Here is a 13,726-nt window from a genome sequence, read left to right as displayed (position 1 = left end):
TGTCCAGGCTGTGGGGCGGACGAATCCGTACGTGCCTCAAGGAGCCGCTCGCCATGACCTCATCCATCCATCCGTCCCGGCGTACCGTCGTCACGGCACTCGGCGCCGGCGCCTTCGTCGCCCTGCCCGCCTGGCCCCGGACCGCACAAGCGGCAGACGGCACGGCGGTGGCCGCCGCGAACGGCCCGGTGCTCGACACCCACCCGGCCACCGAGCCCTCCGGCACCCATGTGCGTGATGTCGGCGGCACCAACGTGGTCTTCCAGTACGGCGCGGTGCTGCCCGCCTTCGACGGCTGGCGCACCCATGAGCCCACACGCGACTACCTGTCCCTGGACAAGCGATGGCGGTTCCGCTTCGACCCCGCCGACCAGGGACTCGACGAGGCCTGGCAGTCCCCGCGCCACGACGACCGGGGCTGGGGCCACATCGACGTCCCGTCGGCCTGGGACCTGCTGGACACCCCGGACTTCGGCTCGGAGTCCGCGCCCTTCGGCAAGGGCACCGCGTTCAAGGACGGCTACGCCTGGTACCGCACCACCGTCGACGTACCCGCGTCCTGGCGTGCCCGGCACGTACGCATCGCCTTCCTGGCCGCCGGCTACAGCGCAGAGGTCTGGCTCGACGGGAAGCATCTCGGCAAGCATGAGGGTGCGAACTCGCCCTTCGCGCTTCCGGTGGCCGGGGCGCTGAGGCCGGGAACACGTCAGACGATCGCCGTGCGCGTCTTCCGACGGGCGAGCTACACCGACTACACGGCCGCGACCGCGCAGCCGGTCACGGACGACCACGAACTGCCGTACAAGCCCGTCGACTACTGGCCCTACGCGGGCCTGACCCGGTCGGCCTGGATCGAGGCGGTCCCGCAGGTCACCGTCACCAAACTGCTCGCCGTCGGAGCGAACGGGTGTCTTGAGGCGCGCGCGGTCGTCGAGAACCACTGCGCCTCCGACTTCGAGGGCCGGCTCACGCTGGATCCCGGCCGGGGGAGCGGTGGCCGGCCCGTCGTGGTCGCGGCCCGGATCGCGGCCCGCTCGGCAGGCGTCGTACGCGTCTCGGTCCCCGTCCCGCACGCCCCGCGCTGGAGCCCGGCCTCGCCGCACACCCTCACCGCCCGCGCCACACTGACCGCCGGAAGGCACGCCGGCCCACGCGTGGACACCCTGTCCACCACCTACGGTGTGCGTGAACTGGCCATCTCGAAGGCGCAGTTGAGGCTGAACGGCAAACCCCTCTTCCTCAAGGGACTCAACTGGCACGAGGAGACCGCCGCGCACGGCAGGGCGATGACACCGGCCGAGTACGACCGGGAACTGGGCCACGTCACGGCGGTGGGCGCCAACTTCATCCGCAACTGCGTCTACAACCGCCACCCGTACGTCTACGACTGGGCGGACGAGCACGGCGTGCTGGTGATGGACGACATCGACACCATGTGGCTCAACACCGCGCAGGAGAAGCTGCAGACCGAGCGCTACGGTCTCGCCCGCGCCCTGGCCCTGACCATGGCGTGGAACCAGCACAACCACCCCTCGGTGATCCTCTGGGGGCTCCAGAACGAGTCGGAGATCGACGCCGCGGGCGCCCCGGTCTACCGGGCCTGGCTCGCCGACCTCAAGGCGGCCGTGAAGGCGGTCGACCTCACCGCCCGCCCCGTGACCTGGGCGTCCAACACCAGCAACGACCCCGCGTTCGACCTCGCCGACGTGATCGGGTTCAACGAGTACTTCGGCTACTTCTACGGCAAGGACGCCGACCTCGGCCCCACGCTCGACGCGGTCCACGCGAAGTATCCCGGCAAGCCGATCCTGATCACCGAGAACGGCACCTGGTCCGAGGCCGGCACCCACGGCCCCAGCGACACGCAGGGTACGGAGGAGTGGCAGGCGGCGAGCTTCACCGCCCACTGGGCACAGGTGACCGCGCGCAGCGACTTCGTCGCCGGATTCACCTACTGGGTCCTCAAGGACTACAAGCAGCGCGCCGGATACAACCAGGCCTACAACGGCATCTCCGTCATGGGCCTGCTGACCTTCGCGGCAGAGCGTCCCAAGCTGGTCTACGACGTGTTCCGGAAGGCGGTCGTTCCCGGGGGCAAGTGACGCCGAACGGGGAGTAGAGGGAAGGGGAGGGGCGATCTGCCCCTCCCCTTTGTGCGCACCGGTGATGTCGGTCAGCCCTTCACGCTGCCCTCGGTCAGACCGCTGCGCCAGAAGCGCTGCAGGGCGACCATGGCGATCATCAGAGGGACGACGGAGACGAAGGCGCCTCCCACGGTCAGCTGATAGAGCTGCGGCTGGCGGTCGGCGAAGGACTGCCACGACGTCAGTCCCAGGGTGATGGGATACAGCTTGGAGTCGGACAGCATGACCAGCGGCAGGAAGTAGTTGTTCCAGATGCCGACGAACTGGAAGAGGAAGATCGTCACCAGGGCCGGGGTCATGATGCGCAGAGCCACCACCGTGAAGATACGGACCTCTCCCGCGCCGTCGATACGGGCCGCCTCCAACAACTCGTCCGGTATGGACGCCGCGGCGTAGATCCGGCACAGGTACACGCCGAAGGGGCTGACGAAGCTCGGCAGCAGTACGGCCCAGTAGGTGTTGGCCAGTCCTGCCTTGCTGAACAGCAGGTACATGGGCAGCGCCAGCGCCGTCGCGGGGATCAGGACGCCGCCCAGCACGACGTTGAAGATCGTGTCGCGGCCGGCGAAGGAGAACTTGGCGAGCGCGTAGCCGCACATCGCGGCCAGCAGCGTCGCCACGGCCGCGCCGACGCCCGCGTACAGGATGCTGTTGGCGGCCCAGCGCAGGTAGATGGCGTGGTCGTAGGTGACCACCTGGTGCAGATTGCTCAGGAACCGGGGGTGGGAGAACCACAGTCCGAAGGTGCCGAACAGGTCGCCGGTGGATTTGGTGGACGCCACGACCAGCCAGTACACCGGGAGCAGGAAGTACCCGGCGGCGGCCACGAGCAGGCCGGTGACCAGGATGCGGCTGCGCGTGGTGACCCCGGTGATGCCGCCGCGCGGCCTCGTGCGGTCGTCGGGGGCCGGCGTCTCGCCCTGCGGCGGGATGGTGCGGGCCGGTGTCCGGAGGCTCACGCGTCCCCACCCTTCTTGTTGATCAGCCGCAGGAAACCGAAGGAGAGCACGAACGCGGCGAGGGCGAGCAGCACCGCCTCGGCAGCGGCAAGGTGGTAGTTGTCGTTGGTGAACGCCTCGTTGTAGGCGCTGAGGTTGGGGGTGTACGCGCTGTCGATGCTCGACGAGACGGGCTTGAGCACCAGCGGCTCCGCGAACAGTTGCAGCGTGCCGATGATGGTGAAGACCGTGGTGAGGATCAACGCCGGGCGCAGCAGCGGCAGTTTGACGTGGCGGACCGTCGCCCACGCGCCGGCGCCGTCGATGCGGGCGGCCTCGTACAGCTCCGTGGGGATGGTGCGCAACTGGGCGACGAGAACCAGGACGTTGTAGCCGGCGAACTCCCAGGTGACGATGTTCGCGATGGACCACAGAACCGTGTTTCCGCCCAGCAGATCGACCGACAGCCCCAGATGACGCATGCCGTCCACGAGAGGGCTGACTCCCGGTACGTACAGGAAGCCCCACAGGATGGACGCGATGACGCCCGGCACGCCGTAGGGCAGGAAGAAGGCGGCGCGGAAGAACCGCACGCCTCTGGCCGAGGCACTGTCCAGCAGCAGTGCGAGCCCGGCGGCCAACACGACCATCACCGGCACCTGGACGGCCGCGAACAGCATGACGCGGCCGATGCTGCGCAGAAAGGCGTGGTCGGACAGCGCGTCGGAGTAGTTGCTCAGCGCGACGAAGACGGTATGGCTGCCGCCGAGCCCCAGGGCGCCGGTGTACTCGACGTCCATGACGCTCTGGTAGACGGCGTAGCCGATGGGGAGGGCGAAGGCCAGGAGGAACAGCAGCAGGAACGGCGCGACGAAGGCGAAGGGCGCCAGGTTTCTGCGGCGGCGGGGCGCTCGGGTGGTCATCAGGGTTCTTTCTGGAGTCCGGAGGGGAGAACGGCGGCGGCCGTGTCGCGCCCTCCGGAGGTGGTCACTTGCCGGTGGAGACCTTCAGACCCTTCCTCTTCAGGTCCTGGACGGTCTGCTGCTGCGCCTGCTTGACCGCGGAGACGAACGTGCCCTTGCCGGCCAGGGCGGCCTGGAAGCCGTCGTTGAGGTGCTGGTAGGTGGCGTCGATCGTCGGGATCCACTTCCACGAGTTGTCGATGCTCTTGTCCGCCTGCGCGAAGACCTCGTTGTACTTCTGGCCTCCGAAGAACGGGGACGGCTTGTCCAGCGAGGAGCCCTGGTAGCCGTCGGCCGACGCGGGCCAGCCGTAGCCGCCCTGCAGCAGCAGGTCGACGCTCGCGGGATCGGTGTTGAGCCATTCCGCGAACTGCAGAGCCTCGGGAATGTGCTTGGCACCCTTGAGGACGGCCGTGGAGGAACCTCCCCAGTTCGCGGACACGTTCGCGCCCTTCGTCCACTGCGGCATGGGCGCGACCGACCACTTGCCGGTGGTCTGAGGAGCGTTCCCGCTGATGATGGCGTCGCCCCACTGAGCGCTGACCCACGAGGTGATGCCACCGGTCTGCAGGTCCTTGTACCAGCCGTTGGCGAAGTCGGGCTCGGTCTTGATCACCTTCTTGGTGCGCAGGTCGTCCCAGAAGGCGGCGACCTTGAGGGTCTGCGGGGAGTCGATGTTCACCGTCCAGGTGTCGCCGTTCACGCCGAACCACTTCGCGCCGGCCTGCCAGGCGAGTGCGGTGAACCAGGCGGAGTTGCCGGCGGGGAAGGTGCTGATGTAAGCCTTCGGGTCGGCGGCGTGGATCTTCTGCGCGGCCTGGGCGAACTCGTCCCAGGTGGCGGGCGGCGTGATGCCCCACTTCTTGAACAGGTCGGAGCGGTAGAACAGGCCCATCGGGCCGGAGGCCTGGGGGATCGCGTAGACGGCCTTGCCGAAGACTCCCTGCTCCCACTGCCAGTCCACGAACTTCGAGCGGTCCTTGTCCGCGCCGTACTGGGACAGGTTCACCAGGCCGTTCTCCAGCAGGAACGACGGGATCTCCTGGTACTCCACCTGGGCCAGGTCGGGCGCGTTGCCGCTCTTGAGCGCGGCGCGCATCTTCGCGTAGCCGCCGCTGCTGCCCGCCGGGATCTTCTCCAGCTTGACGCGGATGTCCGGGTGGGTGGCGTTCCACTTGTCGACAGCCTTGTCGACGCCGGGAACCCACGACCAGAAGCGCAGGTCGACCTTCTGGCCGGGCTTGACAGGTGTCTGGACCGCGGGGTCCTTCGAACCTGTCGAACCACCGCAGGCGGAGATCAGCAGCGAGGCGGCGGCAAGGGTCACTGCGAGTGCGCCCCGGCTTCTGCGGAGGTGTGTGGTGCGGCTCATGGGAGGAGGTCCTTCCTGGCTTCGTACGGGAGGTGCCTGTTGCATGCCGGTCAGTGTTGGAGCGTCATCGCCACCCCGTCAAGATATATTCATAATTAATTGAAAGAGCTATGGTGGGCGTAGGCAGCCGGACGGAAGAGGTAAGCGATGACGGAGTGCCACAGGATGGCGGGACGCGTGGCAGTGATCACCGGCGGCGCACACGGCATCGGCGCGGCCACGGCCCGAAGGCTCGCGGCCGAGGGCGCGACCGTCGTGGTCACCGACGTGGACGACGCGGCGGGCAAGGCGCTCGCCACGGACATCGAGGACGGCGCGGGCCGTGCGGAGTACGTGCGCTGCGACGTGACCTCGGCAGCCGACTGGGAGAATCTCGCCCGCCACGTGACAGAACGTCACGGGCGGCTGGACTTCCTGCACAGCAACGCCTTCGCCCAGGTCAACAAGCCCGCCCACGAGCTGAGCGAGGCCGAGTGGGACGGTCAGATGGCCGTCCTGCTCAAGCCGGCCTGGTGGGCCATGAAGACGTTCGCGGCTCTGCTGCGCGAGGCCTCCGGCTCCGTCGTCCTCACCTCCTCGGTGCACGCGGTCATCGGCCTCCCGAACCACGCCGCCTACGCCGCCGCGAAGGGCGCGCTGTGCTCGCTGGGACGGCAGTTGGCCGTCGAGTACGGGCCCGGCATCCGGGTCAACACCGTCCTGCCCGGACCCATCCTCACCGCCGCCTGGGACGGCATCCCGGAGGCCGACCGGGAGCGCAGTGTGGCCGCCACCGCGGCGAAGCGGTTCGGGCAGCCGGAGGAGGTGGCCGCAGCCGTCGCCTTCCTGGCATCGGCGGACGCCTCCTATGTGACCGGAGCGAGCCTGGTGGTTGATGGAGGATGGAGCGTCATGAAGGAGTCCTCGTGAGAGGCGCGTACCCCGCGACGGGCCGTACGCGGTCTCGGCGAACAGGACCGGAACGGAAACGGAGAACACGGTGATCCATCCCGGTAGGGGGCTGCACGGCCAGGCGGTTGAGGAGCTGGGCCGACGCATCATCCGCGGCGACTACCCCCCGGGCTCCGTGGTGGACCCGACCAACTTCGAAACAGAGCTGGGCGTCAGCAAGACCGTGGTCCGCGAGGCGATGCGCGTGCTCGCCTCCAAGGGCCTCCTGGAGTCACGGCAGAAACGCGGTACGACCATCCGGCCCCGCGCCGACTGGAACCTGCTCGACAGCGACCTGCTGCGCTGGCAGGGCAGCAGCGCTCCGACCGACGCCTTCCTGGAGGACCTCGCCGAGGTCCGCGCGATCGTGGAGCCCGCCGGAGCCCGGCTCGCCGCGACCCGCCGTACCCCAGCCGACCTGGACGCGATGCGACAGGCGCTGCACGCGATGGCGGCGGCGGGTGCGGACGGGGCGGCGATGGTCGAGGCGGACCTGGCCTTCCACCGTGCCCTGCTGGACGCCGCCCACAACGAACTGCTCAGCCGGATGGAGGTCGTCATCGAGGCCGGCCTGCGCGTCCGCGACCGGATCGTGCACGGCGCCCAGCACTTCTCCGACTCCATCCCCGTGCACCAGGAACTGGTCGACGCCGTCGAGGCGGGCGACCCGGACGCCGCCGCGGCGGCCGTCGCCTCGCTCCTGGCTCAGGCCTCCGACGACCTGGCCGCCGTACAGGCCGGACACGACAGGCACGACAGGGAAGAACGCGCCGCCGACGTCGCGACCGATACGCCGCCGAAGGAAGCTCCTTGAAAATAACCGGACTTGAGACGTTCCTGGTCGCCCCGCGCTGGCTGTTCCTGCGCGTCGCCACCGACGAGGGCGTCACCGGCTGGGGCGAACCCGTGATCGAGGGCCGCGCCGAGACCGTACGCGCCGCCGTCCACGAACTCGCCGACCATCTGGTGGGCCGGGACCCACTGCGCATCGAGGACCACTGGCAGGTACTCACCAAGGGCGGCTTCTACCGGGGCGGCCCCATCCTCTCCAGCGCCGTCGCCGGCATCGACCAGGCTCTCTGGGACATCGCCGGCAAGACCTACGGCGTCCCCGTGCACCGCCTCCTCGGCGGCCCGGTGCGCGACCGCGTCCGCATGTACGCCTGGATCGGCGGCGACCGCCCCGGCGACGTCGCCGAACTTGCCGAGGAACAGATGAAGGCCGGCTTCACCGCCGTGAAGATGAACGGCTCCGCCGAACTCGCCCCGATCGACACCCCGGCCCGCACTGCCGAGGTCGTCGCACGCGTCGCCGCCGTCCGTGAGGTGCTGGGCGACGAGCGGGACATCGCCGTCGACTTCCACGGCCGCGCCTCCACCGCCATGGCACGCCGTCTGCTGCCCCAACTGGAGCCGCTGCACCCGCTGTTCGTCGAGGAACCCGTCGCGCCGGAACACTCGGCCAACCTGCGCAGCCTGGTGGAGTCCACAAGCATCCCGCTCGCCACCGGCGAACGCCTCTACTCCCGCTGGGACTTCCGCGACGTCCTGGCCAGTGGCATCGCCGTCGCCCAGCCCGACCTCTCGCACGCCGGCGGCATCTCCGAGGTCCGCCGGATCGCGGCCATGGCCGAGACGTACGACGTCACCATGGCCCCGCACTGCCCGCTCGGCCCGATCGCCCTGGCCGCGAGCCTCCAGATCGCCTTCTCCGTACCGAACTTCCTCATCCAGGAACAGAGCATGGGCATCCACTACAACCAGGGGTCCGACCTGCTGGAGTACGTGATGGACCCCGAACCCTTCCGGTTCCGGGACGGGTACGCCGTCGCCTCCACCCGCCCGGGCCTCGGCGTCGACATCGACGAGAAGGCCGTACGCCACGCCGCGGAGACCGGCCACCGCTGGCGCAACCCCGTATGGCGCGGCCCCGACGGCGCGTTCACCGAGTGGTGACCACCACCGTGCCCCCTTCCCCGACCCGCACGCCCAAGGAGAGCCCGCTCCCATGAACCTGGTGGAATCGCTCCGAACCCACCGCCTGCTGGCGATCGTCCGCGGCAAGGATCCGGCCGCGGCCCTGCGCACCGTACGCACCCTCGCCGAGGAGGGCATCGAGGCCGTCGAGGTCTCGCTGACCACCGCCGACGCCCTGACCGTCATCCGCCGATCCCGCGCCGAACTGGGACCCGAAGCACTCCTCGGCGCCGGCACCGTGCGCTCGGCCGCGGACGCCGCCCGAGCCGTGGACGCGGGCGCGTCGTACCTCGTCACCCCCGCCCTCGTCGACGGCCTGGAGGCGTACGGCGTCCCCGTGCTGATGGGTGCCCTGACACCCAGCGAGATCGAGGCCGCCCTCGCCCGGGGCGCCGCCGCGATCAAACTCTTCCCCGGATCCGTCGGCGGCCCCGGCTATCTGAAGGCCCTGCGCGACCCGTTCCCCGAGGTGCCCTTCGTGCCCGTCGGCGGAGTGGACGCCACGGCCGCCCGCGCCTACCTGGACCGGGGTGCCATCGCCGTCGGCGTCGGCTCCCCGCTGGTCGGGGACGCTGCCGACGGTGGCGACCTCGACCAACTCCGGGCCCGGGCAGCGGAGTTCCGTGAGATTGCCGCAGGGGGGACGTCGTGACGACAACGGTCGGCCAGGCCGTGCCCGACGTGGTGACCTTCGGCGAGACGATGGCGGCGATGCGGGCCCACGGGGCGATGCGACTGGGCGGCAGCCTCGACCTGTCCGTGGCGGGAGCCGAGTCCAACGTGGCGATCGGCCTCGCCCGGCTCGGCCACCGGGCACGCTGGGCAGGCCGGGTCGGTGCGGACGAACTGGGCGCACTGGTCCTGCGCACCCTGCGCGCCGAGGGCGTCGACATCGAGCACGCCGTCACCGACGACGCCGGCCGCCCCACGGGACTGCTGCTGACCGAACCCCGCCTGGGCACGCTCACGCGCGTCAGCTACTACCGCACGGGATCGGCGGGTTCGGCGGTCTCACCGGCCGACGCCCTCTCCGCGCTGGCCGCCGGGGCCCGCGTCCTGCACCTGACGGGCATCACCCCGGCGCTCGGCGCGTCGGCGGCGGAGGCCGCGCTGGCCGCCGCCGAGGCAGCTCACGACGCCGGCATCACCGTATGCCTCGACGTCAACTACCGCTCCCGGCTGTGGACCACCGACCAGGCCCGCACGACCCTCCGGCCGCTCCTGGACCGTACCGACCTGCTCATCGCGTCCGAGGACGAGCTGCCGCTGATGCCGGCACGATCCGGCGCGACCGAATCCGAGGCCGTACGCGCCATCCTGGCCGCCGGTGTCGACGAGGTGGTCGTCAAGCGTGGCGGGCGCGGCGCGACCAGCTTCACCGCCGACGGGGCGACCGACCGGGCGGCACGCCAGGTCGACGCCGTCGATCTGGTCGGCGCGGGAGACGCCTTCGTGGCCGGATACCTGTCCGGAGTCCTGGACGGCGCCGACGTCACGGCCCGTCTCCACCGAGCGGTCACCACCGCCGCCTTCGCCGTCGCCACCCGGGGCGACTGGGAAGGCCTTCCGACGCGGGACGAACTCGGGCTGCTCGACGAGCCCGACGGAACGACCATCCGCTGACGTGGGAGACCTGACATGACATCAACGGCAGCGTCCGCGACGGTTCTTGTGGACGGAGGATACGAACTCGCCGAGGGCGGCCGATGGATCGACGGCCGGTTTGTGTACGTCGACATCCTCAGCGGCCGGCTCTTCGAGCTGCGTGCCGGCACCGGAAGCGGGACGCCGCGTCAACTGGCCGCACTCGACGTGCCGTTGGGCGCCGTCGCACCGGTCCAGGACAGGCCCGACACGTGGATCGCCGCCGCCGGAACCGGCATTGCGCTGCTGACCGCCGACGGCGCGCTGGAATGGCTGGACCGCCCGGAGGACCGTACGCCGGTCCCCAGCCGCATGAACGACGGCGTCGCCGACCCCGGCGGCCGCTTCTGGGCGGGCAGCATGGCCTACGACGGCACCCAGGGCGCGGGCTCGCTCTACCGAACCGACCTCGACGGCACGGTCGTACGCGTCCTCGACGGCCTGACCATCGTCAACGGCCCGGCGTTCACCGCCGAGGGCGCGATCATGTACGTCGCCGACACAGCCGTCGGCACCATTCTCCGCTGCCGGGTCGACCCCGCCTCGGGTGAACTCGACCTCTCCGGCGGCCCCGACATCTTCGCCCGACTCCGTGACGACGAGGGCAGCCCCGACGGCATGACCGTCGACGAGGAGGGTTGCCTGTGGGTCGCGATGTGGGGTCCCGGTGCGGTCCGCCGCTACCACCCCGACGGTCGCCTGCTCCACACCGTGACCGTCCCCGCCCCGCATCCCACCTCGGTGTGCCTGCACCCCGACGACAGCCGACTCCTCGTCACCACGGCCCGGTACGGGGTGAGGAACCCGACCCCGGCCGACGGATCGGTGCTCACGGTTCCCGTGGCGGCCCGGGGTACGGCGGCCTGCACCTGGCGGGGCCGACTCTGAAAGGGCCCCTTGATCACACGCGTCCAGACGCGTTCCGGGCGCCGTACATCCTTGTCGACCGAGGTTCCTGGTGAAGAACTCCTCCAGTTCCTCGAACCGAATCAGGTCGGTGCTGAGGTCTCTCCTTGGGCGGGCTGACGGCATGACGCAATCGGAGACTACGGTCGGGCGGCCACCCGGCCGCAGAGGGGTCAGGGGGCGTCTTCGATGGTGACGCCGGCCTTGTCGTCGGCGGCGAGCGCCGCAGTGGCACTTTCGGGCATGTGGCCCAGGGCGCGTAGTAGGCGAGGTCGCCGGTACGGGGGTGGACTCCGCTCGGGGCGCCGGACGCGGACAGCGGACGTGGCAGATCGGCGATCTTCTCGTTCCGGTGGAAGTCGGTCAGGCTCAGGGTCAGGGGGAGCTGGGCGGCGAAGTCCCGGGCCGCGGCGCTGTCGTTGAGAGTGGCGTCGACCGGGGTGCCGTCGATGGTGATCCGGATGTTCATGGCGGTGGACCTGCCAGGGAGTGGGGTGGATGCGGGACCTGTCGTCGCCCGCTCCCGCGTGCCCGGTGGCGAGGACGAGTCCCGGGAGGAGGACTGGGCGGAGGGCTGGGAGGGTGACGAGGCTTCGGTGCAGGCGGTCACTGCCGGCAGCAGAGCCCCGGCTGCGATGCCACGGGCCGGCAGAGCGGAATGCGCGGTCGGCGTCAGGGGGCCTCCAGAGATTCAGCCGGGCAGGGGCCCGGAGTAGTGGCGGAACCCGTCGCGCCCGGTATGCATGTCGTACAGGCGCCGGGCCAGGGCATCGGGGCTGCTGTGTTCGGTGTCGGGCCGGATGGCGCCCGGCACGATGAGCTGGGCGACATGGATGTTCTGCGGGGCGAGGGTGTCGTGGAGCATGCGGGCGTACGCGCTCTCGGCGGCGAAGGCGATCGAGGTGCCGGCGACGTTCGGGTTGGGGCGTACGGCGCTGGCGCCGTTGACGAACAGGACGGTGCCGCGGCCGAGTTCGCGCATGCCGGGCAGCACGGCGTTCACCGCGGTGACGGGGCCCTTGACGGAGAAGGCGAGGGGCGCGGCGAGGTCGGCGGCGCTGGTCTCCAGGACCGGCTTCATGAAGTCGGCCCGGGGGACGGGGCTGTACTGCAGGATCTCGACGGTCCCCAATGAGGTGCCGGCCGCGTGCAGGGCCGCGGTCAGGGACTCGATGTCGAGGACGTCGGCGGCGAAGCCGCGGGCCTCGATGCCGCCGCGGGTCAGCTCGGACGTGAGGTCGTCCAGGCGCTGGGTGTTTCGGGCGATGAGGGCGACGCTGTGGCCGGCGTTTCCGAAGCGGCGGGCGGTGGCGAGACCGAGGCCGGGTCCGGCTCCGATGAGGGCGAAAGTGGTCACGATGGTCCTTGTCCACGAGGCTGTCCGGGGGTCGGGCTCTGGGGAGGGGCGGGCAGAGGGGCCTGTCCGCCGCCCGCGGTGAACGACGTACGGCTCAGGGTTTCAGAAGCGCCTTGACGGCGCGGCGTTCGTCCATGGCCCGGTAGCCCTCGGCGACCTGGTAATGACTGCTCCGGGCATGGTCGTGTTTCCTTCGCTACGAAGTGTGGATCCGCGGCCGGGAATCCGGAACGGCTGCTCGAAATCGAGCCTTGCACGCGGGGCCGGGGGTGAAAAGCGGAGGAATCAATCCGGGGAGGGAAATATCCAGGGAGGAAATCCTCGCCCCCCTTCTCCAGGTGCCATCGATGGAGCGCCGGGGCAGGTGCAGCGTCGCGACAGCCATCGCCGGCGCCCCGACGATCATGCCGACGGCGAACGCCGTGATCAGCAGACCCGCGTTGGACACGCTGACACGCAGATCGCCGGCGATCTCCGGCAGCAGGCCCGCGACGACGAATTCGGTGGTGCCCATGAGGAATGTCCCGGCGGACAGCACCAGGACGACGAAAGGCAGCCTGCGCGTTCGGACATCGGTCGGAGGTGGCATTCGGCGGCATTCTCTTTCATGGCGACGTGCGACCGTTGTGAGGCCGAGAATCCCCGAAAGCATCGCACCGCACGGGCGTTCTGTGAGGGGGAGGAATCTCTCCCTGCTCCATCCACGACCTCGACCTGGGCCGGCCGATTCCGGCCTGGTGCCCGCGCGTGCGATACCGAAGGTGTCGATCAGCACGTTCCGGACACCGGATCTCTCCCGTGCCCCACTGTCTCCGGCACCGCCTCGGAGACACGGTGGATCGGCCCGCGACCCGAACCAGCCCGGCGGTCCGGGCAGGATCGCCCGGACCGCCAGTACCGCTACGGCGTCACAGAGTGGTTCGTCGTCGCCGGGGTCAGGACTGGTTCCACTCCTGTGACCAGGCGGTGTAGCAGTCGAACTGAGCTTGCTGGGCGCCGTCTCCGGTGTTCTCGTTGAGGGGCTGCAGGCATTTGCCGCTGTGCCGGGCGACCAGCCGCGGCCAGCCGGCGTGGGTGCTCGACTGCGTGATCCACTGCTGGTTGTAGCCGGTGTTGCAGTCGGCTGTCCGGACGATCGCGTTGGTGGACTGGCTGGAATTCACGACCTCCATGCATCTGCCGCTGCTCGCGACGACCACCTGGAAGTAGCCGCTGCTTGTCGCCCTGAGCGTCCACTGCTGGTTGACGGTTCCGTTGCAGGTGTACTGCTGGACCACGGAGCCGTTGGTCTGCCCTCCGACGGCCAGGCACTTGCCGGTGTAGTAGTTCTGGAACTGGTAGTAGGTCACGGACCGAGGCTTGACGGTCGTGACACCCGCGTTCGCCGGGGAGGCGAAGGCCAGGACCGAGAAGGTCGCCGCGGCCATCGCCGTGAGCCTGGTGGCAGCCTTCCGGACGGCAGTTCTGTTCATGCTGCTGTCTCCTCATCGCTTGTG

The 13,726-nt window shown here is 70.0% G+C and carries 14 protein-coding genes; 7 read left to right on the top strand and 7 right to left on the bottom strand.

All coding sequences use genetic code 11. The features are described 5' to 3' along the window. The first annotated feature begins 53 nt into the window (after window positions 1-53). Window positions 54-2,102, top strand: a complete 2,049-nt coding sequence (locus PV734_RS19890; protein WP_319290644.1) for a glycoside hydrolase family 2 protein — start codon at window positions 54-56, stop codon at window positions 2,100-2,102. A 71-nt stretch (window positions 2,103-2,173) separates the two neighbouring features. Here the strand turns inward: PV734_RS19890 and PV734_RS19885 are convergent, their stop codons facing one another. The 3 genes from PV734_RS19885 to PV734_RS19875 form a co-directional block, all read right to left on the bottom strand. Beyond that, window positions 2,174-3,103, bottom strand: coding sequence for a carbohydrate ABC transporter permease (locus tag PV734_RS19885; RefSeq protein ID WP_319094288.1), 930 nt, complete (start codon window positions 3,101-3,103; stop codon window positions 2,174-2,176). Next, the gene (locus tag PV734_RS19880) at window positions 3,100-4,005 is read right to left on the bottom strand and encodes a sugar ABC transporter permease (RefSeq protein ID WP_319094287.1); all 906 of its coding nucleotides are present in this window, start codon (window positions 4,003-4,005) and stop codon (window positions 3,100-3,102) included. Before PV734_RS19880 ends, PV734_RS19885 begins: the two co-directional genes overlap by 4 nt. 64 nt (window positions 4,006-4,069) lie before the next feature. Further along, the gene (locus tag PV734_RS19875) at window positions 4,070-5,416 is read right to left on the bottom strand and encodes a sugar ABC transporter substrate-binding protein (RefSeq protein WP_319094286.1); all 1,347 of its coding nucleotides are present in this window, start codon (window positions 5,414-5,416) and stop codon (window positions 4,070-4,072) included. Window positions 5,417-5,593: 177 nt separating this feature from the next. Here PV734_RS19875 and PV734_RS19870 point away from each other — a divergent pair, with 177 nt between their 5' ends. The 6 genes from PV734_RS19870 (at window position 5,594) to PV734_RS19845 (ending at window position 10,855) form a co-directional block, all read left to right on the top strand. After that, window positions 5,594-6,325 (top strand): SDR family NAD(P)-dependent oxidoreductase, encoded by a 732-nt coding sequence (locus PV734_RS19870; protein WP_415924233.1) that lies wholly within the window; start codon window positions 5,594-5,596, stop codon window positions 6,323-6,325. Between the two features lie 70 nt (window positions 6,326-6,395). Then, entirely contained in the window at window positions 6,396-7,160 is a 765-nt protein-coding gene (locus PV734_RS19865; protein ID WP_319094284.1) for a FadR/GntR family transcriptional regulator, read from the top strand. After that, complete coding sequence (gene dgoD / locus PV734_RS19860; RefSeq protein WP_319094283.1) at window positions 7,157-8,302, top strand: galactonate dehydratase; 1,146 nt, start codon at window positions 7,157-7,159, stop codon at window positions 8,300-8,302. Before PV734_RS19865 ends, dgoD begins: the two co-directional genes overlap by 4 nt. Before the next feature lie 52 nt (window positions 8,303-8,354). Beyond that, complete coding sequence (locus PV734_RS19855) at window positions 8,355-8,975, top strand: bifunctional 4-hydroxy-2-oxoglutarate aldolase/2-dehydro-3-deoxy-phosphogluconate aldolase (RefSeq protein WP_319290639.1); 621 nt, start codon at window positions 8,355-8,357, stop codon at window positions 8,973-8,975. Continuing rightward, window positions 8,972-9,946, top strand: coding sequence for a sugar kinase (locus tag PV734_RS19850; RefSeq protein ID WP_319290637.1), 975 nt, complete (start codon window positions 8,972-8,974; stop codon window positions 9,944-9,946). The genes PV734_RS19855 and PV734_RS19850 overlap by 4 nt, the downstream gene beginning before the upstream one ends. Window positions 9,947-9,961: 15 nt before the next feature. Further along, complete coding sequence (locus PV734_RS19845; protein ID WP_319290635.1) at window positions 9,962-10,855, top strand: SMP-30/gluconolactonase/LRE family protein; 894 nt, start codon at window positions 9,962-9,964, stop codon at window positions 10,853-10,855. Window positions 10,856-10,868: 13 nt separating this feature from the next. On the opposite strand, the gene PV734_RS19840 is transcribed toward PV734_RS19845, so the two are convergent. From PV734_RS19840 to PV734_RS19825, 4 genes are all read right to left on the bottom strand, one after another. Further along, the gene (locus tag PV734_RS19840; RefSeq protein ID WP_319290633.1) at window positions 10,869-11,342 is read right to left on the bottom strand and encodes a cyclophilin-like fold protein; all 474 of its coding nucleotides are present in this window, start codon (window positions 11,340-11,342) and stop codon (window positions 10,869-10,871) included. Between the two features lie 222 nt (window positions 11,343-11,564). Continuing rightward, on the bottom strand, window positions 11,565-12,230 hold the full coding sequence (locus PV734_RS19835; RefSeq protein WP_319094278.1) for an SDR family NAD(P)-dependent oxidoreductase: 666 nt from the start codon (window positions 12,228-12,230) through the stop codon (window positions 11,565-11,567). Window positions 12,231-12,426: 196 nt separating this feature from the next. Next, the gene (locus PV734_RS45855) at window positions 12,427-12,744 is read right to left on the bottom strand and encodes a hypothetical protein (protein WP_415924232.1); all 318 of its coding nucleotides are present in this window, start codon (window positions 12,742-12,744) and stop codon (window positions 12,427-12,429) included. Between the two features lie 421 nt (window positions 12,745-13,165). Continuing rightward, on the bottom strand, window positions 13,166-13,702 hold the full coding sequence (locus PV734_RS19825) for an RICIN domain-containing protein (protein WP_319290631.1): 537 nt from the start codon (window positions 13,700-13,702) through the stop codon (window positions 13,166-13,168). Between the last annotated feature and the right edge of the window lie 24 nt (window positions 13,703-13,726).

This window comes from Streptomyces sp. AK08-02 (assembly GCF_033795085.1).
GTDB classification, from domain to species: domain Bacteria; phylum Actinomycetota; class Actinomycetes; order Streptomycetales; family Streptomycetaceae; genus Streptomyces; species Streptomyces echiniscabiei.
The sequence above is the reverse complement of the archived record's forward strand: the minus strand, read 5'-3'. Positions and strand labels throughout refer to the sequence as shown.